Origin of the sequence: Micromonospora sp. B9E7 (assembly GCF_039871815.1) — a bacterium.
In the GTDB taxonomy this organism is placed as follows: Bacteria; Actinomycetota; Actinomycetes; order Mycobacteriales; family Micromonosporaceae; genus Micromonospora.
This window is the reverse complement of record NZ_JBDPLX010000021.1, coordinates 87,662-106,857: the sequence shown is the minus strand read 5'-3', so window position 1 is coordinate 106,857 and position 19,196 is coordinate 87,662. Positions and strand designations below refer to the sequence as shown.

Sequence of the window (19,196 nt, the reverse complement as noted above, 5' to 3'; positions counted from 1 at the left end):
CGGTCTCAGCCAGGGTTGGGGCCGCGCCGAGACGGCAGATCGGCCGGCCGCAGCTTCGTCGACGGCAGCCCCATCGCCGGCTGCGGTGCCGCCCGCTGCGGTGCCGACCGCGCCCGTGGTGCTCAACGGCACCGATGACGCCTTCATCCAACTGCTGATCCCGATGAACGAGGGCGCGCTCGCGCTTATCGACCACCTCGACACCCGGTCGACGGGTGCCGATCCGTCGCTGTTGGCCCTTCTCGGCGACGTTCGGAAGGCGCACCAGGCCGAGTTGCGGGACCTGCGCGGAATCCTGGCCGCGGGCGACGATCCGGAGCTGAACATCCACGAGGGGCATCAGATGCCCGGCATGGTCACCGCTGCCAGTCTCGCCGAGCTGCGCGACGCACCCGATGCCGAGGTGCCGTCCCGGGCGGCTGCCTTGCTGCGGGCGCATCTCGCGCAGACCGTGGTGTTGTGCCGGGGGGAGCAGACCGCCGGGGGCAGCCCGGAGCTGAAGGCGCTCGCCGGCCGGATCCAGCAGGCGCGGGCCATCGAGTTGAGCGCTCTGGACGGTCGGCCCGGCGCTGCGCAGGTCGACTGAGCATGCCGCGCAGAAGACCGACCGATGCGGGTGTCTGACCTCCACGCCCCCGTCCGTACCCCGGCCCGGGTGTCACCGGCGGCTCACCGCGCCGAGGCGTCGCCGGTCGCCCGGCGTGCCGCGCACCGTACCCGGACCTCATCGCCGCCCGGCGCGGTCGCAGCGGTCATCTCGTCACCTGCGGCGGGGTGGCGGGGTGGTCATCGCCGCGCCGCAGGGCGGAACGCGATCGTCGCGTCGATCCTGACGATGAGCGCCGGGTGGTTGTTCGCGATCCTGGTCGCGCCGCACCTCACCCTCTCTCCGGGTTGGCGGATGGTCGCTCTCTTCTGCCACCTGACCTGCCTCGTGGTGGGCTTCGGCGCGGTGTTGACGGTGGACTGGATCAGCCTCCGCTGGCTGCTCCGCCGGGAGTCACTCGGGAACGTGCTGACCGCCGCACGTGGCGTGCACCTGCTCATCTGGCTGGGCCTGGTGGGTCTCCTGGTCAGCGGCGCGGCCCTGGGCCCGGACACGTCGTCCGGGCTGGTCTGGGTCAAGCTGCTCGCGGTGTTGGCGGTGGGCGTCAACGGGTTGTTCCTCGGCCGTGTCCGGGACCGACTCACCGCCGCGGACGGCCCTCCGCCCTGGTCGGCTCTGCTCGCTGGCGTCGTCGCGGCCACCGTCTCCCAGGTGGGCTGGTGGACCGCGACTCTGATCGGCTTCTGGAGCGCCAACAGCTGACACCCGCCGCCCGGGTGCTCAGGCCGGTGTGGGGTGGTTCGCCGCGAACCGGTCGCGCGTCAGGAACGCGAGCTGGGCCCGCTTGTCTGGCATGTCGATCTCCGAGTCGAGGGTGAACCCCTCGATCTCCAGCCGGCGTAGCGCGAGATGGTTGCGGACGTCCGGCTCGACCACGATCCGCTGGGCGGACGGGTCGCGGAACAGGAAGCGGGCGAGGGCCGGGCCGACGACGTTGGTGAGGCCGCGGGCCAGGCGTCGGTCCGGGCTGAGCAGCAGGTGCATGCCCACGTCGCCGGGCTGGACGCGGTAGCGCTCGCCGACCGGGTCCGCCTCGGGCTGGTAGGTCTGGAAGAGGCCGACCGGCTCCGCGTCGACCATGATCAGGTACGCGTGGTGCGTCGGCAGGCCGTCCACGAAGGCGTAGATCTCGCGCACCTCGTCCAGTGTGTGTGACCCCATGCCCCAGAACGAGTTGCGGGGAAGGGTCACCCAGCCGTGCAGGAGTGCGGCGTGGCGGTCGGGGTCCACGGTCACCAATGACAGCTCGCCGAGACCGGCGACTTTCTCCAGGTACGTCATCGGGCGCTGTCCTCTGTTCCTTCCAGGACGCAACTTAGGTTAACCTCCCCTAACCAAGGATGACCTTACCTGGAGGGGTGCGTGAAACGGAACTGGGAGGCCCTGGTCCTCAAGGCCATGGGAGGCCGGGACTTTCGGTTGACCGTGCTGGGCACCGAGTCGATCGATGGTCACTACCAGCGGCTCCTGCTCGACGGCGGCGGCCTGCTGGAGGCGTGCGACGTGCACCCCACGATGTGGATCCGGCTGTGGTTCGACAACGACGGCCGGGCACACCAGCGGGCGTACACGCTTGTCGACCCCGACCCGGTCACCGGCCGCTTCACCCTCGAATTCGCCATCCACGACGGCTGCGCCGCCCGCTGGGCCACCACGGCCCAGATCGGCGACACCATCAGCGCGACCGTGCAGGGCAGCGCGTTCGAACTGCCGGACCCGGCGCCCGAGCACCTCTACCTCGTCGGCGACGCGGCGTCCCTACCCGCGGTGAACAGCCTGCTCGACGCCGGCGCCGACATCCCGGCGACGGTCTGGCTGGAGTACGCCCACGACGGCGAGAAAGCGCTCGTGCCGCGCGCCCGATCGCACCACGACGTCACCTGGGTGCCTCGGCGCGACGGGGGTCAACATCTCGTCGACACGGTCTGCGCGGCCCTGCCGCCCGGCGGCGCGGGGCACTACTGGGTGGCCTGCGAGGCGGCCACGACCCGTGGCATCACCCGACACATCCGGCGGACGTTGGGTGTCGACAAGGACCGGGTCACCTCCCTCGGCTACTGGAAAGCCGCATGAAGGGCCGGCTCGGCACGCTGACCGCGCTGTACGTCACGCAGTACCTCGGGGTCGGCTTCATCACCGTCGGGCTGACCGCCATCCTGCGCGACGGCGGCACCTCGCTGGACACCCTGGCCCTGTTGCAGATCGTCGGCCTGATCTGGCCCGTCAAGTTCCTCTGGGCACCGATCCTGGACCGGTACGGCTCGCGACACCGCGGCCACTACCGGTCCTGGTTGCTCGTGCTCCAGAGCGCCCTGGTGCTCGCTCTGCTGGCGCTGCTGCCGTTCTCCGACCCGGCCGACGCGCTCGGCCCGATCGTCGCGATCTGCGCCGCGTACGTCTTCTTCTCCGCCACGCAGGACATCGCCGTGGACGCCGTCGCGGTCCGGATGCTCGCCGAGTCGAGCCGGGGGACCGGTAACGGAATCCAGGTCGCCGCGAGCTACCTCGGCAACCTGCTCGGCGGCGGAGCCTGCGTCCTGGTCTACGACCAGTTCGGCTGGGTGCCGGCGATCGGCCTGCTGGCCGCGATGACGGCGGTCGGCCTGCTGGTGGTGTGGCGGTTCCGGGAACCACCCCGCACCGATCGGGTGGCGGGGATCGGCACCGCCTACCGGGCGTTGCTGTCCGTCTTCGGCCAGCCGGGCTGCCGGTGGTGGACGTTCGGCGTGGTGCCGTTGGTCTACGTCGGGGCGGGGATGGCGTACGCGCTGGTCACGCCCGCCCTGGTCGACGCCGGGTGGTCGTTGGGCCGGATCGGCGTCGTCACCGGGGTGGTGATCAGCGCGCCGGCCATCGTGGCTGGTCTGGTCGCCGGTCTGGGCATCGGACGGTTCGGGCGCAGCGGCGTCCTCGTGGTCGGAGGCGCGGCCCTCACGGTGTCGACGCTGCTCCTGCTGCCGCTGATGAACGGTCGCGCGCCGTTGGGCGGGACGGTCGCCGCGCTCTGCTGCTTCATGGTGGCCTACACGATCGCCAACGTGGTGCTCTACACGGTCAACATGGACTACTCCCGGCCGGACACCGGCGGCACCGACTTCACCGTCCTGTCGTCGTTCGGCCTGGTCTGCTCGTTCGTGGCCGCGTCCATCGGCCTCGCGGCCGCCGACCGGGTCGGCTACCCGGCAGTCGCGGTCGCCGCCATCGTGCTGGTGGCCGGCGGAGTCGTCCTCGGTCTGGCCCACCAGCGGCGATTTCCCCGCGGTTCCGGTCCCGTCGTCGACCCGGCAGCGCAACCAGCGGCGGACGGTGTGAAGGCAGTGGCGTGACCACGGTCGGTGGCCGACGGAGGCGTCGTTGCGGCTGTACCTGACCGCGCTCAACCCCACCGACGCCGTCGTGGAGGGGTTCCTCCCAGCGGCGGCGGCGCTCGGGCTCCCGGTCACCGTGCTGACCGACCGGCCGGCGGAGTGGCCGGCGGACGTCCCGGTGGCGCTCTGCGCGGTCCGCGACCCGGCTGCGGTGGTCGCGGCGACGGCACCGAACCGACCGGTGGCGCTACTGTCCAATAGCGACCACCTTCAGGAGGCCACCGCGATCGCCACCCGACAGCTCGGCCTGCCCGGCAAGGACCCCGACGCCGCCCGTCTCTGCAAGGACAAGGCCGCGGCCCGCCGGGCGATCGCGGCTGCGGGGCTCGACCTGGTACGCACCGTCACCATCGACCCCGGTGTCGTACCGCAGGTGCCGGCCGGGATGTTCCCGGCCGTGGTCAAGCCTCGTGCGGGGGTGGCCAGCGAGGACGCGTACCTGGTGGCCGACCAGCCCGAGCTGACCACTCGGGTCACCGAGATCCGTGGCCGCCGCCCCGAGGTGGCCCTGGTGGTCGAGGAGTACCTCGCCGGCGAGCTGCGGACCTTCGAGACCCTCGGTGACGGCACCGCACTGGCGTCCCTCGGCGGTTGGCGTACCGGTCTCGGGCCGCCACCCACCTTCACCGAGGAGAGCCTCGCCTGGTCGCCCCCGGCGGAGCGGGAGAGCACCCAGTTGCGGGCACGCCTCGACGCGCTCGGGGTCGGCTTCGGCGCCTGCCACACCGAGTACGTCGTCTCCGACGACAGGGTCCGGCTGATCGAGGTGAACTACCGGCTCATCGGCGACCGGATGGACCTGATCCTCGCCGAACTGCTCGACGTGCCGTTGTTCGAGCACGTCATCCGCCTGCACCTCGGCGAGCCGTTGACCGCACTCGACCTGCCCGCCACGGTCGACCGGTACGCCCAGGTCGAGTACGTCTGCGCGGATCGACCCGGCCGCCTCGTCACCGCGCCAGGGCGGGTGGAGGCCGTCCACGGCGACGTCCGGCTGGCCTGCCATCCACTGCGCGAGGTGGGCCGCGTCGCCGACCACACCGGAACGAACCGTGACTACCTTGCCGTGCTGCACGCCGTCGGCCCGGACGAGGGCACTGTCCGGCAGTCGCTGGCCGCCTTCCGCAGCGACCTCCAGTGGACCATCGTCGCGTGACTGACGACTGCGAGCGGGAGGTCTTCGCCCGGGTGCTCGACGCACTGCTGCGCGAGGATCACCTCGGTCTGCTCAGCACCGGCCGCCCGGACGGCCCCGACTGGTGGCAGGTGCCGCATCCCGCCGGCCTGCTGCGCGTCCCGGTTCGGGCGGACGGGTTCCAGCAGGCCCGGCGCAGCGCCGCGCCGATGGTGCTGCTGCTCGACGGTGGCGGCAACACCCACCGCACGGACACGCTGGACGGGCTGTTGACGCTGCTCGCCCCGTGCGACAACCCGGAGGCCGAGGCCGGCTGGCGGGACTTCGGCGTCGAGTGCCGTGCCGACCTGCGGGCCCGACGGCTCGCCGCCCGCCACCGGCCACGGGTGCTCGCCGCGGTGGCCGCCGAACGTACGGGCACCCCGACGGGCCTGCCGGCGGCGCTCCTGGACGACGTGCTCGCCGCCCACCACGGTCACCCGGTCTACCCCACCGACCGGTGCCGGCACGGTCTCGGTGACGACGAACTGCTCCGGTACGCCCCGGAACACGCCCGGCGTCTCACGCTGCGGTGGTATGCCGCCCCCGCCGAGGACGTCCGGCTCACCGGCGAACTCCCGTCCTGGTGGCCGCGCGCGCGGCGACCCGACCAGGTTCTGTTGCCGGTGCATCCGATCACCGCGACACGGGACGCGCTACCGGTGACGGACCTGCCGGCGATCACCGCCCGGCCCACCCTCTCCATGCGGACGGTGGCGCTCGACCACGACCCGTACCTGCATCTCAAACTGCCGTTGCCGACCGCGAGCCTCGGTGCCCGCAACCGGCGCACGCTGCGTCCGGGCTCACTCGCGGACGGCGCGGCCGTCGCAGTGCTGCTCGACCGGATCGCCAACGCCGAACCCACCTTCGCCGGGCGGATCCGGCACGCCGACGAGGGCACCTGGGCGCACGTCGACGGGGACGAGCGGCGCAGCTTCCTCCTGCGCCGATTCCCACGCGATCTGGCCGGCGCGCACGTGGTGCCGGTCGCGGCCCTCGCCGCAGCCGACCCGGTCGCGGGAACTGTCCTCGAACGCGTCAGCCCCGAGCGGCCGGTGACGCTGTTGGAGTCTTACCTGGACCTGCTGCTCGACTGGCACGTCCACCTCTGGCTCCGGCACGGGATCGCCCTGGAGGCGCACCCGCAGAACATCCACCTGCTGGCGTACCCCGACGGCACGGTCGGTCTGCTCTACAAGGACAACGACGGGGCCCGACTCGACGCGAGGCACGGCGGCCCGGGTGGGCTCGCCCTCGACGACGACCGGATGTGGGCGCGCGACCCGCAGGAGCTGGCCGACGTGTTCATCACCATCACCCTGCACCTGGCCGCCGCCGCGCCCCTGCTCGCGCTGGCCGCCCGAGGGCTGCCCGTGCCGTCACCCGCCGAGGCGCTGGCACCCCGGCTCGCCGCCGCCCGCGACCGTTGGGGTGACGGACCCGCCGCGCGAACCTTCACCGAGCGGGTGTTGCGGGCCGCCCACCTGCCCATCAAGGCGATGCTCACCGCCGGCACCCTGCTGCCCAAACAACGGTTGGGCTGCGCCGACATCAACAAGTACTACCTGCGTACCGGCCCGAACTACCTCCGGGAGACACGATGACGAGCGCCCAGTTGCGCTCCCGGCCGGCCACCGACACCGGTCAGGTCGCCGACCTGGCCGCCGCGCACGCCGTCTTCGGCTGCCTGGTCCGCGAGCTGGCCCTGCCGGACAGCACCCCGAGGGTGGTCGACGGTGCCGCGCACCTGCTGCTGCCGGACCTCGACGTCACGGTGCGCTGCGCGGTCGCGCGAAACTCACCGCTCGGGGCACACCGCTACGTCGGCCCGGTGCAGCGGACGACCGACAGCGGTCGCTGGGCGGACCTGGACGCCGACGGGCTGGCCCGCCTGGTCGCGGCCGAACTCACCACCCGTACCGGCCTGGTCAACGACGAGTTCGTCGAGCAGGTCCAGGCCAGCCGGGACACCGTGGCCCGGCTGCTGGCCGACCGACCGACCGAGAACCCGAACCCCACCGGCGATCCCGCCATCGACGCGTACGTCGACTCCGAACAGTCACTGGTCTTCGGCCACCCGCACCACCCCACCCCGAAGTGGCGCAGCGGTGACCCGGACCGCTGGCGGGCGTACGCGCCGGAGCTGCGTACGTCGTTCCGGCTGCACTGGCTCGCCGTACCGGACGATCTGGTCGTCGGCGCCGGGCCGTTCGACTCTCTCGTGGCCGCCCTCGACCCGCCGCGACCCCCGGCCGGGCACCGCGTCCTGCCGGTGCATCCCTGGCAGCTGTCCCTGCTCCCGCCGACGCATGCGCGCCTGCGCGACCTGGGCGAGGCCGGCGTGCCGGTACGGCCCACGGCAAGCGTCCGCACCCTCTACGCCCCGGCGGCCGACCTGTTCGTCAAGACCAGCCTGCACGTACGGATCACCAACTGCCTGCGCAAGAACGCCCGCTACGAACTCACCGGGGCGGTGGCGCTGACCGACCTGCTGGCGCGGGTGCCGATGCCGGACGGCGTCGGGCTGCTCACCGAACCCGCCTACCGCACTGTCGACGTCCCCGGCCCGGACGAGGCGTACGGGACGATCCTGCGTACCGGCCTGGGCCCGCACCTGCGTCCCGGGGACACCCCGATGCTGGCGGCGGCGCTGGCCGCCACGCCACTGGTGACACCGGATCCGGTGGCCTGGTGGCGTGCGTACCTCGGGTTGCTGGTGCCGGCGGTGCTGCGGTGCTGGCTCCGCCACGGCGTCGTGCACGAGGCGCACCTGCAGAACGTGGTCGTCGTGCTCGACCGCGACCGCCGCCCGGTCCGCATGCTGTTGCGCGACCTGGAGGGGGTGAAACTCGACGCGGATCGGCTGGTCGGCTGGCCGGACGGGGTCCCGCCGCAGGTCCGTTACGGGTCCCGGGACGCCCGTCGCCGGATCGTCTACTGCCTCTTCGTGAACCACCTCGGTGGCATCTGCGGCGCGCTGGCCGACGCGCGACCCGGGATCGAACGGCGGCTGTGGCAGGAGCTACGGACCGTCCTCGACGCGGTGGCGACCGACCTCGACGACCCACCCGAGCTGCGCGCGCTGCTGAACGGGGAGCCGCTGCCCGCCAAGGCGAACCTCCTGGTCCGGTGGCGGCGCGACGCGGACCGGGCCGCACCGTTCGTGCCGGTGCCCAACCCGATGGGCGGGCCACGATGACGCGACCCGTCTACGTCCACGACCTCGACGCGCTGGCCACCCAGGTCCGCGCCATCCGGGCGGCGCTGCCCCGGCAGGTGGAGCTGCTCTACGCGGTCAAGGCCAACCCGGACCCCGGTGTGCTGCGCACCCTCGCCCCGGCCGTCGACGGGTTCGAGGCCGCGAGCCGTGGTGAGCTGCGCAGACTGGCCGAGGTGCTGCCGGGGCGGGCCCCCGCCGCGTACGCCGGGCCGGGCAAGACCGAAGCGGACCTCGCCGCCACCCTCGCCGCCGGGGTGCACCGCATCCACGTCGAATCGCCCGCCGAGCTTCGGCGACTCGGCGCGCTGGCCACCGCCTCGGGTATCTCGGCCCAGGTGCTGCTGCGGGTGAACCTGCCGGTCGACGCGCCCGGCGCGAGCCTGGTCATGGGCGGCGGGCCCAGCCCGTTCGGCATGGACCCGGCCGACGCGGTCGAGTGCGCCCGCCGGCCGCCCGCCGGCATCGACGTACGCGGAATCCACGCTCACCTGGCCAGCGGGCTGGACGCCTCCCTCGCCGGCACGGTCGCCGCCGCCGTGGTCGAGTGGGCGGTCACCGAGGTCGGTGCCGAAGAGGTCGACGTCGGCGGAGGCATGGCCGTCGACTACACCGACCCGGCGGCGCGATTCGACTGGGTGGCCTACGGTCGGGCACTGGCGGACGTCCTCGACACGTACCCGGGGGTGCGGCTGCGCATCGAGCCGGGTCGGTCGGTCACCGCCTACTGCGGGGCGTACCTCACCGAGGTCATCGACGTGAAGCGCTCCTACGGCGAGTGGTTCGTGGTGGTGGCCGGGGGCACCCACCATCTGCGCACGCCGGCGGCGAAGGGGCACGCGCAGCCATTCAGCGTGCACCGGCGGCGCGACCTCGACGGCCCGCGTACCGACGGCGGGCCGGTCACCGTGGTCGGGCAGCTCTGCACCCCGAAGGACGTGCTGTCCCGGTCGGCCACCGCCGGGCCGATCGGCGTGGGTGACGTGCTGGCCTTCGGCATGGCCGGGGCGTACGCCTGGAACATCAGCCACCGGGACTTCCTGCTGCACGAGCCGCCGCTGTTCCGGATCGGTGACCCGCAGGAGGTGGCCGCCGAGTGGGCGGCCCGACCGCCCGGCTGATGACCTTGCGCCGGCAGGGGCCGCATCCCGTCCCTGCTGCGGCCCTTTTCACGGGCTCTGTCCGGCTCGCGTGTTATCGATAACATGCTATCTTTCACCCGGGAGCGAAGGGCACGCTCCCGGTCACCTCGACCAGCTGGTGAAGACAGTCCGAGGGCACGCCTCTCCCGCGGTCTTCCCGGCGGTGACCAGTCCGGGCCCCCCGTCGACGCCAGGCGACCGCGGTTGATCGCCGGACGACTTCGCCCGGTCTCACGCCCAGCTCCTAAGCCCACCACGGGTGGCCCGGTGCCGACGGATGGCGGACGCACACACTCTGTGCCGCTGCCGAGTCATGAGCACCAGACGCCCACTGGCAAGGAGCCAAGCAATGCTCAAACGTAGGCACCTATTCCCATCCATCGCGGCTGCGGCGCTTCTCCTCGCGGCCACCACCGGCGGAGCGCTCAGCGGCGGCCTCGGCGAAGCCGCTGTGGCCTCGACGAACGGCACCCTCGCGGCGACCGCCGGCTGCGGCAAAGCCCCCACGCTGACCAGCGGAACGCGCACGATCCAGAGCAGCGGGCAGAGCCGTACCTACAACCTGCGGATCCCGGACGGGTACGACAGGAACCGTCCCTACCGATTGATCTTCGGTTTCCACTGGTTGAACGGCTCGGCCAACAACGTCAGCTCGGCTGGCTACTACGGGCTTCAGCCGTTGTCCAACAACAGCGCGATCTTCGTCGCGCCACAGGGCATCAACGCCGGCTGGGCCAACACCAACGGTCGGGACCTGACCCTCTTCGACGACATCTCCCGGCAGATCGAGAACGACCTCTGCGTCGACACGACCCAGCGCTTCGCCCTGGGCTGGAGCTACGGCGGAGCCATGAGCTACGCGGTGGCCTGCGCCCGACCCACCGTCATCCGCGCGGTCACCGTCATATCCGGCGCCAACCTCAGCGGATGTAACGGCGGTACCCAGCCGGTCGCCTACTTCGGCATCCACGGCACCTTCGACAGCGTGCTGAACATTTCCCAGGGTCGGCAACTGCGCGACACGTTCGTGCGGAACAACGGCTGCACCGCGCAGAGCCCGCGCGAGCCCAGCCGAGGCAGCCTCACCCACATCACCACCGCCTACTCCGGCTGCAGAGCCGGATACCCGGTGCAGTGGGCGGCGTTCGACGGCGACCACACGCCCAGCCCTGTCGACGGGTCGGGCAGCCCCAACGACTCCCGGACGTGGACCTCGGGTGAGATCTGGAGGTTCTTCAGCCAGTTCGAGTCGACGACTCCGCCGACGACTCCGCCGCCGACCACCCCGCCGCCCACCACCCCGCCGCCCACCGGCGAACCGGGCACCTGCACCGCCACCTACCGGGCGGTCAACAGCTGGCCCGGCGGCTTCCAGGGCGAGGTGACCGTCGCCAACAACACGACCACGACGATCAACGGCTGGACCGTGGGCCTGACCCTGGCCGGCGGCCAGGCCATCAGCAGCCTCTGGAGCGGAACCAACACCGGCACCACCGGCAACGTCTCCGTGCGGAACGCCGCCTACAACGGCACGCTGGGCTCGAACGCCTCGACCACGTTCGGGTTCACCGCCACCGGCGACGGCTCCACTCCACCCGGCAACGTCACCTGCACCAGCCCCTGACCGAGGCAGCATCAGGGCCCGGAGCCGGCTGGCTCCGGGCCCTACAGGTCCCGGGTGGCCCAGGTACGCGAGCCATGACGCGCGAACGTGGCCGCTGCCGCATCGACAAGTCTCCACACCTTGGCAGGGGGGCGCGCCTCCGCTACCGTCCATGGGAACGCTCCCATGAACTTAGATACATCAATGTGATCAGGAGGAAACACGTCGTGGCTATCCTCTCCCCACTCCGCCGCAGATCGGCGGCCATCAGTGTGGCTGCCATCGCGGGCACCGTCGCCGCTGGCGTCTGCTTCGCCGTCGGCGGCGCGTCCGCCGGCACGGTGTCCGGGTCGCTCTACCGCGACCCGAGTTCGGCAGTCGTCCGCTGGGTCGCCGCCAACCCCGGCGACTCCCGTGCCGGCGTCATCCGCGACAAGATCGCGAGTCAGCCGCAGGCCCGCTGGTTCGCCAACTTCAACCCGTCCACCGTGCAGGCCGAGGTCTCCGAGCACATCGGCGCTGCCAACGCGGCACAGCAGATCCCGGTGCTGGCGGTGTACGAGATCACCAACCGGGACTGTGGCGGGGCCAGCGCGGGTGGGGCGCCGGACCTCAACCAGTACCAGACGTGGGTGTCCAACTTCGCCAGAGGTCTGGGCAGCCAGACGGTCCTGATCATCCTGGAGACCGACTCGCTCGCCCTGCTGACGTGCCTGAGCAGCAGTGAGATCAACGCGCGCAACCAGGCGATCACGACGGCCACCCGGACCATCAAGTCGGCCAACCCCAACGCCAAGGTGTACCTCGACGCCGGCCACTCCACCTGGAACAGCGCGGGTGAGACGGCGAACCGACTGCGGGCAGCCGGCGTGCAGTACGCCGACGGTTTCTTCAGCAACGTGTCGAACTACAACTCCACCTCCAACGAGGCGAACTTCGGCCGCTCGGTCATCTCCTCCCTCAACGGCATGGGCATCTCGGGTAAGCGCCAGGTCATCGACACCAGCCGCAACGGAGGTGCCAGCGGGGACTGGTGCGGCGACGACAACACCGACCGCCGTATCGGGCAGTACCCGACGACGAACACCGGCGACGCCAACATCGACGCGTACCTCTGGGTGAAGCCTCCGGGCGAGGCGGACGGCTGCCGCTACACGGCTGGTTCGTTCCAGCCCGACCTGGCCTTCAGCCTGGCCAACGGCGCACCGAACCCGCCGACGACCACACCGCCGACGACGACCCCGCCGACCACCACGCCGCCGACGACCACGCCCCCGACCACCACGCCCCCGACCACCACCCCGCCGGCCCCATCCACGCCGCCGCCCGGTGACGGCTGCTACGCGTCGGTGGCGCTCAACCAGTGGGCCGAGGGCTTCACCGCGAGCGTGACGGTCACCGCCGGCACGTCGGAAATCAACGGCTGGACCGTGACCATCGTGCTGCCGGGCGGCACCGCGGTCACCGGCACCTGGAACGCCCAGGCCAGCGGCACCAGCGGAACCGTCCAGTTCCGCAACGCGAGCTACAACGGACGCATCGCCGGCCGGCAGTCGACCAACTTCGGCTTCCAGGGCACCGGCACCGGCCCGGGCACGACGGCCACCTGCGTGACCGCCTGACCCACCCGATGTCGCGGCCCGGCGCGGAGGAACACTCTCTCCGCGCCGGGCCGTCGCCGTCCTGCGGTACGAGCCGGAGCGGCGCTCGGAATGACGCCGGAGCGGCGCTCGGAATGACGAGGACTCCACGAGAGTCGGCCATCCCCTAGGCTCAGGAGCCGACACTGGTGGATCGCGGCGGAGGAGGCCCTGCTTGCGATTCGAACATCGTGACACCGAGACAGACGCGAGCATCGTCAGCCGTGTGTGGCGCACCTCCAGCGACGCCGAAGACACGATGACATCCGCAGCGCGCACGTGCTGCCAGCTGATTCTCACGCGGATGCAGGGGCGGTTGTTCGCCAGCCTGCGCGGGCCGGAGACCAGGGCGACCAGTGCGCCGGTCCCGCCGAACGCCGAGTTCCTCGGGATCCGGCTCACGCTCGGCACCGTCTTTCGGCCGCATCCCGCAGCGTCACTCGTCGACGGCCACGTGGCTCTCCCGGTGACCGACTCGGGCCGGGTGGTCATCGGCGGTGAGGACTGGGAAGCCCCGACGTACGAGAATGTCGAGCAGTTCGTCCGACGCCTGCGGGACGCAGGTCTACTGGTGCGATCGCGTCTGAACGAGGAGCACTTCGCCGGCCACCGGTCCAGACGAACCCTTCAGCGGCAGTACCACGCCAGCACCGGCCTGTCGCAGACCGCTGTGACCCAGATCGACCGCGTGAACGCCGCCGCCACGATGCTGCGCGGCGGCCTCGACTGGCGCACGGTCGTCGAGGCGCTGGGGTACTTCGACCAGGCTCACCTGGCACACGCGCTGCGGCGCTACGTCGGGCGCACCGCGCGCGGGCTGCAAGCGGGCGACGACGCATCCATGTCGTTTCTGTACAAGATCTGCCCCCAACCAGGCAGCTAACCTCCGCGTGCCGGCTGCCCCGGCTGCTGTTCCCGATCGGAATGCGGAGGAGAACCGTGCTGCTCAGCGTCAACGTCTTCGTCAGCCTCGACGGAGTCATGCAAGGACCGGGAGCTCCCGACGAGGACCGCTCGGAGGGCTTCGACCGGGGCGGGTGGCTCGTCCCACATGCATCCCCGCACACCAACGAGGTCGTCGAAGGTTGGTTCCGTGAGGCGGACGCATTCCTCTTCGGCCGCACGAGCTACGGCCTGCTCGGCGGGTACTGGCCAAAGGTCACCGCACCTGACGACCTGATCGCCAGCAAGCTGAACACACTGCCGAAGTACGTCGTCAGCAGGACGATGACGGACGAGGAGGCCGCCTGGAGCCCGACAACGGTCCTCCGCACCGAGGTCGTCGACAACGTGCGCCGGCTCAAGGAGCAGCCTGGCAAGGAACTCCAGGTTCACGGCAGCTGGAAGCTCGTGCAGGCGCTGCACCGGGCCGGACTTGTCGATCTGTACCGGCTGCTCCAGTACCCGGTCGTCGTCGGAACCGGGAAGCGCCTGTTCCCGGACGGGTCGACGCCCGCCACATTCGCGACCCCGGAAGGAAGTTCGCACGTGCTGCCTGGCGGCGTTGTCTCGCTGACCCTGACCCCCACGACCCTCGGCAGGATCTCGGCGGGCGCGTACACGGTAGACGAGGGGCGCTCGACGGCAGTCCGCTCCTGACACCGGTGCAGCGTCAGGTGCCGCCCTGGCCGGCCGCCGGTTCGCCGGGGCGTCTCCCCATTGGCGGTGATCCGATGAAGGGCTTGTATCTCGAGCCGCTTGAGATCGCATAGTGGGCGTCGTGGACAGAGACGAGCTGTACGCCATTGGGGATGTCGCCCGGCGGACCGGTCTGAGCGTCAGCGCGGTCCGGTACTACGCGGACGCCGGTGTCGTCACGCCGGCCGCCAGCACCCCGACCGGCCACCGCCGGTACGACGTGTCGGCGATCGCCCGGTTGGAACTGGTCCGGACGCTGCGGGAGCTGGACGCCGGTCTGGACGAGATCCGGCGGGTGCTGGCCGGCGAGGCGACGCTGCGGGAGCTGGCCGCCACCCACCTGGCGCTGCTGGAACGGCAGGAGGCGCGGCTGCGCAGCCGTCGCGCGGTGCTGTCGGCCATCCTCCGGCAGGACTCCACGGCCGAGCAGGTCACGCTGATGCACAAGCTGGTCGGCCTGTCGGACGAGGAACGCGACCGGCTGATCGACGAGTTCTGGATCGAGGTGTCTGCCGGCTGGGAGCCGCCGGAGCGGATGGTCGAGTGGTGGCGCGCGGCCCGACCGGAGCTGCCCGACCATCCCAGCGCGGCCCAGCTGGAGGCGTGGATCGAGCTGGCCGAGTTGGTCCAGGACACCGAGGTCCGGCAGGCCGTACGCCGTGAGCTGTACGAGGCGTGCACCACCGGGGCCGGGCCGCTGATGACCTCGTCGCCGATGCTGGACGCACTGGAGGCGGGCGCAGCGATCGGCCAGCCGGTGATGGACGCGGCCCGCGAGCAGGTGCCGCCCGACTCGCCCAGGGGCCGGGAGATCGCCGACCAGTGGATCGGGTGGCTTACCGGCATCTTCGCGATAGCGGACAGCCCCGGGATCCCGGACACGCCGGAGTTCCGGATCCAGGCGGCCGAGCAGATGCTGAGGGGCGCGGAGTGGGACCGCAGGCCGCCGGAGGGGCCGTTCGACCGGTACATGGAGCTGGTCACCACCGTGAACAACGCGCCACCGGAACGGTTCCCCTACGAGTGGCTGGCGGACGCGCTGCGCGCGTCCGCTCTACCGCCTTCCTGATCGGCCTCGCCATGCGGTGCCTACCCCTGGCAGGGAGTGGTTGGCGCAGGCAGGGCTCGCGATACTTCGAGTCATGAACGCGAGAGGACAGCTCGGCGACTTCCTCCAGGCCCGGCGCTCCCAGCTGCGGCCGGAAGACACCGGCGTGGTCACCTACGGTGAGCGGCGCCGGGTGCGGGGGCTGCGCCGGGAGGAACTGGCCCTGCTGGCCGGGGTGAGCGTGTCGTACTACTCCCGGTTGGAGCAGGGTCAGGCCGTGAACGCCTCACCCGAGGTGCTCGACGCGCTCGCCCGGGCACTGCGGCTCGACGACGCGGAGCGCCGCCACCTGAGCGAACTGGCGGCCGGGACGCGCCGCCGGCCCGCCGTGCGCCGCCCGGCCCCGGAGCGAGTGAGCCCGGCGGTCCGCCAGCTCGTCGCGACGCTTGGTGACGTACCCGTGGTGGTGCTCGGCCGCCGCGCCGACGTGCTGGCGTGGAACACCGCGGGTCATGCCCTGTTCGCCGGTCACCTGAGCCCGGAGATCCCGGAGCGGCCGAACCAGTACCCGAACATGGCACGGCTGGTGTTCCTCGACGCGCACACCCACGACCTGTACGCGGACTGGCCCACCAAGGCCCGCGCGGTGGTCGCGACGCTGCGGATGGCCTCCGGGCAGCATCCGGACGACCCGCTGATGGCCGCGCTGGTTGGCGAGTTGACAGTGCGGAGTCCGGAGTTCGCCACCATGTGGGCCGACCACCGGGTGAAGGCCGGCGGCGACACCGTCCACCAGATGCGTCACCCGCTGGTCGGGACCATGGACGTGACGCAGCAGACCCTGCGTACCGAGGACGGTCAGACCGTCGTCGTCGCCACCACCGAACCCGGCTCGGCATCGCACGCGGCGATGACGTTGCTCGTGCACGGCGCGGTCACCACCCGTGCCGGCACTCCACAAAAGCCTGTCCTGCGCGAATAGCACTACCCCATCGCTCGTCCCGAGGTGCTCCGAAAGGAGCGCCGGACCCGTCGTGCCCGCTCCACGCCAATCAACAGGACCGTTAGTAAGGACAAAGAAATGCGCAAGGGAATGATGACCCTCGCAGTCGCTCTCGCAGCGGCGGGGATCGGCGCCGTGACCGTCGTGCCGTCGAGCGCCGCACCGGCCGCGACCGGACGGACCCGGACCGAGGGGCCGGCCCGGCAGTCTGCCCCGCCGATGCCCTCGCGGATCGCGGTCCACTTCGACGTGACGAAGGGGCAGATGCCGGAGAACGTCGCCATCGGCCCGGACGGCACGGCCTACGTCACCTTCGCGGCCTCTCGACAGGTCGCCGCAGTCACCCCGTCCGGCGGGACGCGGATCCTGGCGACCCTGCCGGCTCCAGCCGACGGAGGCGTCAATACGCCGGTGCTCACGTTCGCGCTGACCACGGGCATTGTCCGAACGACCGACGGCACCCTCTATTTCCTGTACGCGAGCGGCGATGCCGCCTCGACCGGTCTGTACCGGCTACGCCCCGGCCGGGCCCCGCACCGCATCGCCGCCCTGCCGGCCGACGGGCTCCCCAACGGCCTGGCGTTCGACCCGGCGGCGAAGAGGTTCTACCTCACCGACTCGGTGCTCGGCACGATCTCGACCGTCGCCCTGGAGGGCGGCCGTGTCGAGGTTTGGTCCTCGGCACCCGAGCTCGCCGCGGCGGGTTTCCTCGGTGCCAACGGCATCAAGGTACGCGCCGGCGCGATCTGGGCGACCAACCTCGACCAGGGCACGCTGCTGCGCATTCCGTTGCGGCACGGCCGGCCCGGCCCTGTCCGGGTCGCGGCGACGGGTCTGGTCGGCATTGACGACTTCGCGTTCGTCGGCGCCGGCGATCAACAGGTCATCGCCGCATTGAACGGACCGAACACGGTGGTGAGCATCGACGCGGCCGGCCGGTCCCGAACGCTGCTGACCGCCGCCGACGGGCTGCAGAATCCGACCTCGGTGGCCGTGCGCGGCCGCACCCTCTACGTGCTCAGTGCCGCGTACACCACCGGGGTCGACCCCAACCTCGCACTGGGCACCCTGCCGGGCCGCTGACCCGTCCCCCTCGATACTGAGCAGTCGGATCGCCCGCCACCGTCGGATGACGGCGACGGGCGATCCGACGCTTCCGCTCAGGCGGGGGAGACGTGGCTCGGTCACCGGGCGGCCCGGAAGTCCGACGGCTCGCTGGATGACCCGTCCGGCGTGCTCGGGCGTCGACGGCCGAGGTGGAAGGCGGCGCCCGCAACCAGCGCGGCCACGACAATCAGTGCGGCGAAGACCGGGTGCATGTCCTTGGACAGGCTCGGGGCGCGTTCGGGCCCGATGGCCCAGAGGACCAGTGGTGTGGCGTAGGCGGTGGCGAGAGCGACCGTCCAGCGGCGCATTCCACGGAGATGGGCGTGCCGCAGGCTGACGATCAGCGCAAGGGTGACCGGGACGATGGCCAGCATGGCGAACTGGCTGATGACGAGGACCGGGACCGCCCAGATCGACATGATGGCGGTCCGGTCCGAGCGTCGGGAGGCGCGGTCTTCCTGGGTGCGGGGATGCGAGGTGGAGGACATGGTCGTCCCCGTCACCGGGTCGGGTTGGTGGTCGCGGGACGCCACGCCAACCAGCCGCGACACAGCACGTAGGCCGACGCGACGACGGCGACGAGTCCGAAGTCGATGATGGCCGACAGTCGCGCCTCGGGGACGTCTCCGATCAGCGCGCCGAACACGACGAGAGCGGCCTTGCCGACGAGCACGACCTCCCAGACGCCGGCCATTTGGCGCGGCCTGACCGCGAGCAGGACGAAGAGCGCGGCGAAGATGCCGAAGCTGGACACCCGCCAGCCTTCGATGAACAGGCGATCGTCGCTGGCATTGATGGTGAGCAGCACACCGTTGACGAACGCGACGGCGGTGGCGAGGGAAGCGAGGGCCGCCAACCAGCGGCCGACGAGATCTGCGCGGCGGGTGGGGGTGGCGATGCCGATGCGGTGAGCAGTCACGGCGGTCATGGGGGAGCCTCTTCTCCGGGAAACGAATGTAAACTTACATTCGTTAACTTATATGTTCGCCTAACACATGTAAAGTCAAGGAGTGACCACACCGCGAACACGTGCCCGCAACAAGCGCGGCGAAGGTGCTCAGTTGCGCGACGAGATCGTCGACGCCGCGATGAAGCTCCTGGAGGACGGCACGCCGCAGAACGTGACCCTGCGGGCGGTGGCCCGGCAGGCCGGCATCTCCGCGCCGTCGATCTATCCGCACTTTCCGGACCTGGACTCGATCCTGCTCGCGGTCGCGCAACGCGCGTTCGGCATTCTGGAGCAGGAGTTGGGCGTACCGGATGACGCGGATCCGGTGGAGCGCCTGCGCGCGATCTGCGCGGTCTACCTGGCCTTCGCCGAACGCCGGCCCCACCAGTACCGGGTGATGTTCGGTGCTGTCTGGGATGCCGGACAGGCCCTCGAACGGGCCCCGGCCATGGCGGACGCGCTCGCCGATCTCGGCATGGGAGCCTTCGAGGTCTTCCGGCGTACGCTCGCCGACTGCGTTGCGGCGGGACGGTCGGCCAGCGCGGACCCCTTCGGCGACGCGACGGCGCTCTGGGTCGGGTTGCACGGGTTCGCCCAGCTCCAGGTGGCGGCGCCGTTGTTCCCATGGCCACCGGAGCTGCGCGACTCCGTCATCGACCGGATGGCGCTGCTGCGCTGACGGTGAGACCGGCCGGAC

At 71.4% G+C, this 19,196-nt stretch carries 19 protein-coding genes; 16 read left to right on the top strand and 3 right to left on the bottom strand.

Annotation, left to right across the window (positions count from 1 at the left end):
- Positions 1-100: 100 nt before the first annotated feature.
- A complete protein-coding gene (locus tag ABGB10_RS26905) occupies positions 101-586 on the top strand; it encodes a DUF305 domain-containing protein (protein ID WP_347663765.1) in 486 nt (161 codons plus the stop codon).
- 24 nt (positions 587-610) lie between these two features.
- Positions 611-1,309, top strand: coding sequence for a hypothetical protein (locus tag ABGB10_RS26900; RefSeq protein WP_347663764.1), 699 nt, complete (start codon positions 611-613; stop codon positions 1,307-1,309).
- A gap of 18 nt (positions 1,310-1,327) precedes the next feature.
- On the opposite strand, the gene ABGB10_RS26895 is transcribed toward ABGB10_RS26900, so the two are convergent.
- On the bottom strand, positions 1,328-1,888 hold the full coding sequence (locus ABGB10_RS26895; RefSeq protein WP_347663763.1) for a GNAT family N-acetyltransferase: 561 nt from the start codon (positions 1,886-1,888) through the stop codon (positions 1,328-1,330).
- Positions 1,889-1,969: 81 nt separating this feature from the next.
- On the opposite strand from ABGB10_RS26895, the gene ABGB10_RS26890 reads away from it, so the two are divergent.
- The 13 genes from ABGB10_RS26890 (at position 1,970) to ABGB10_RS26830 (ending at position 17,526) form a co-directional block, all read left to right on the top strand.
- Entirely contained in the window at positions 1,970-2,680 is a 711-nt protein-coding gene (locus tag ABGB10_RS26890) for a siderophore-interacting protein (RefSeq protein ID WP_347663762.1), read from the top strand.
- Entirely contained in the window at positions 2,677-3,933 is a 1,257-nt protein-coding gene (locus ABGB10_RS26885) for an MFS transporter (protein ID WP_347663761.1), read from the top strand. The genes ABGB10_RS26890 and ABGB10_RS26885 overlap by 4 nt, the downstream gene beginning before the upstream one ends.
- A gap of 28 nt (positions 3,934-3,961) precedes the next feature.
- Positions 3,962-5,131, top strand: a complete 1,170-nt coding sequence (locus ABGB10_RS26880; protein WP_347663759.1) for a siderophore biosynthesis protein — start codon at positions 3,962-3,964, stop codon at positions 5,129-5,131.
- A complete protein-coding gene (locus ABGB10_RS26875) occupies positions 5,128-6,756 on the top strand; it encodes an IucA/IucC family siderophore biosynthesis protein (protein ID WP_347663758.1) in 1,629 nt (542 codons plus the stop codon). Before ABGB10_RS26880 ends, ABGB10_RS26875 begins: the two co-directional genes overlap by 4 nt.
- The gene (locus tag ABGB10_RS26870; protein WP_347663757.1) at positions 6,753-8,351 is read left to right on the top strand and encodes an IucA/IucC family protein; all 1,599 of its coding nucleotides are present in this window, start codon (positions 6,753-6,755) and stop codon (positions 8,349-8,351) included. The genes ABGB10_RS26875 and ABGB10_RS26870 overlap by 4 nt, the downstream gene beginning before the upstream one ends.
- Positions 8,348-9,490, top strand: coding sequence for an alanine racemase (locus tag ABGB10_RS26865; protein WP_347663756.1), 1,143 nt, complete (start codon positions 8,348-8,350; stop codon positions 9,488-9,490). Before ABGB10_RS26870 ends, ABGB10_RS26865 begins: the two co-directional genes overlap by 4 nt.
- Before the next feature lie 370 nt (positions 9,491-9,860).
- On the top strand, positions 9,861-11,135 hold the full coding sequence (locus ABGB10_RS26860; protein WP_347663755.1) for a cellulose binding domain-containing protein: 1,275 nt from the start codon (positions 9,861-9,863) through the stop codon (positions 11,133-11,135).
- Between the two features lie 206 nt (positions 11,136-11,341).
- Positions 11,342-12,736: a glycoside hydrolase family 6 protein gene (locus ABGB10_RS26855; protein ID WP_347663754.1), complete on the top strand. Its 1,395-nt coding sequence runs from the start codon at positions 11,342-11,344 to the stop codon at positions 12,734-12,736.
- A 244-nt stretch (positions 12,737-12,980) separates the two neighbouring features.
- Positions 12,981-13,637: an AraC family transcriptional regulator gene (locus tag ABGB10_RS26850; protein WP_347663753.1), complete on the top strand. Its 657-nt coding sequence runs from the start codon at positions 12,981-12,983 to the stop codon at positions 13,635-13,637.
- Between the two features lie 56 nt (positions 13,638-13,693).
- Positions 13,694-14,353 (top strand): dihydrofolate reductase family protein, encoded by a 660-nt coding sequence (locus ABGB10_RS26845; protein ID WP_347663752.1) that lies wholly within the window; start codon positions 13,694-13,696, stop codon positions 14,351-14,353.
- Positions 14,354-14,474: 121 nt separating this feature from the next.
- Positions 14,475-15,461, top strand: coding sequence for a MerR family transcriptional regulator (locus ABGB10_RS26840; RefSeq protein ID WP_347663750.1), 987 nt, complete (start codon positions 14,475-14,477; stop codon positions 15,459-15,461).
- Between the two features lie 73 nt (positions 15,462-15,534).
- Positions 15,535-16,422, top strand: a complete 888-nt coding sequence (locus tag ABGB10_RS26835; RefSeq protein WP_347663749.1) for a helix-turn-helix transcriptional regulator — start codon at positions 15,535-15,537, stop codon at positions 16,420-16,422.
- A gap of 99 nt (positions 16,423-16,521) precedes the next feature.
- The gene (locus ABGB10_RS26830) at positions 16,522-17,526 is read left to right on the top strand and encodes a hypothetical protein (RefSeq protein WP_347663748.1); all 1,005 of its coding nucleotides are present in this window, start codon (positions 16,522-16,524) and stop codon (positions 17,524-17,526) included.
- Between the two features lie 101 nt (positions 17,527-17,627).
- Here ABGB10_RS26830 and ABGB10_RS26825 read toward each other — a convergent pair whose 3' ends face one another.
- Both ABGB10_RS26825 and ABGB10_RS26820 read right to left on the bottom strand, forming a co-directional pair.
- Positions 17,628-18,038, bottom strand: a complete 411-nt coding sequence (locus tag ABGB10_RS26825) for a hypothetical protein (RefSeq protein ID WP_347663747.1) — start codon at positions 18,036-18,038, stop codon at positions 17,628-17,630.
- A gap of 11 nt (positions 18,039-18,049) precedes the next feature.
- Positions 18,050-18,478: a hypothetical protein gene (locus ABGB10_RS26820; RefSeq protein ID WP_347663746.1), complete on the bottom strand. Its 429-nt coding sequence runs from the start codon at positions 18,476-18,478 to the stop codon at positions 18,050-18,052.
- An 82-nt stretch (positions 18,479-18,560) separates the two neighbouring features.
- Here ABGB10_RS26820 and ABGB10_RS26815 point away from each other — a divergent pair, with 82 nt between their 5' ends.
- Positions 18,561-19,178 (top strand): TetR/AcrR family transcriptional regulator, encoded by a 618-nt coding sequence (locus ABGB10_RS26815; RefSeq protein WP_347663745.1) that lies wholly within the window; start codon positions 18,561-18,563, stop codon positions 19,176-19,178.
- Positions 19,179-19,196 lie beyond the last annotated feature (18 nt).

What these genes read in the sequence shown, in the direction of transcription:
- ABGB10_RS26900 (WP_347663764.1), top strand. Translation starts at nt 611, where the DNA reads ATGCGGGTGTCTGACCTCCACGCCCCCGTCCGTACCCCGGCCCGGGTG.
- ABGB10_RS26895 (WP_347663763.1), bottom strand. Translation starts at nt 1,888, where the DNA reads ATGACGTACCTGGAGAAAGTCGCCGGTCTCGGCGAGCTGTCATTGGTG.
- ABGB10_RS26885 (WP_347663761.1), top strand. Translation starts at nt 2,677, where the DNA reads ATGAAGGGCCGGCTCGGCACGCTGACCGCGCTGTACGTCACGCAGTAC.
- ABGB10_RS26870 (WP_347663757.1), top strand. Translation starts at nt 6,753, where the DNA reads ATGACGAGCGCCCAGTTGCGCTCCCGGCCGGCCACCGACACCGGTCAG.
- ABGB10_RS26865 (WP_347663756.1), top strand. Translation starts at nt 8,348, where the DNA reads ATGACGCGACCCGTCTACGTCCACGACCTCGACGCGCTGGCCACCCAG.
- ABGB10_RS26860 (WP_347663755.1), top strand. Translation starts at nt 9,861, where the DNA reads ATGCTCAAACGTAGGCACCTATTCCCATCCATCGCGGCTGCGGCGCTT.
- ABGB10_RS26835 (WP_347663749.1), top strand. Translation starts at nt 15,535, where the DNA reads ATGAACGCGAGAGGACAGCTCGGCGACTTCCTCCAGGCCCGGCGCTCC.
- ABGB10_RS26830 (WP_347663748.1), top strand. Translation starts at nt 16,522, where the DNA reads ATGCGCAAGGGAATGATGACCCTCGCAGTCGCTCTCGCAGCGGCGGGG.
- ABGB10_RS26825 (WP_347663747.1), bottom strand. Translation starts at nt 18,038, where the DNA reads ATGTCCTCCACCTCGCATCCCCGCACCCAGGAAGACCGCGCCTCCCGA.
- ABGB10_RS26820 (WP_347663746.1), bottom strand. Translation starts at nt 18,478, where the DNA reads ATGACCGCCGTGACTGCTCACCGCATCGGCATCGCCACCCCCACCCGC.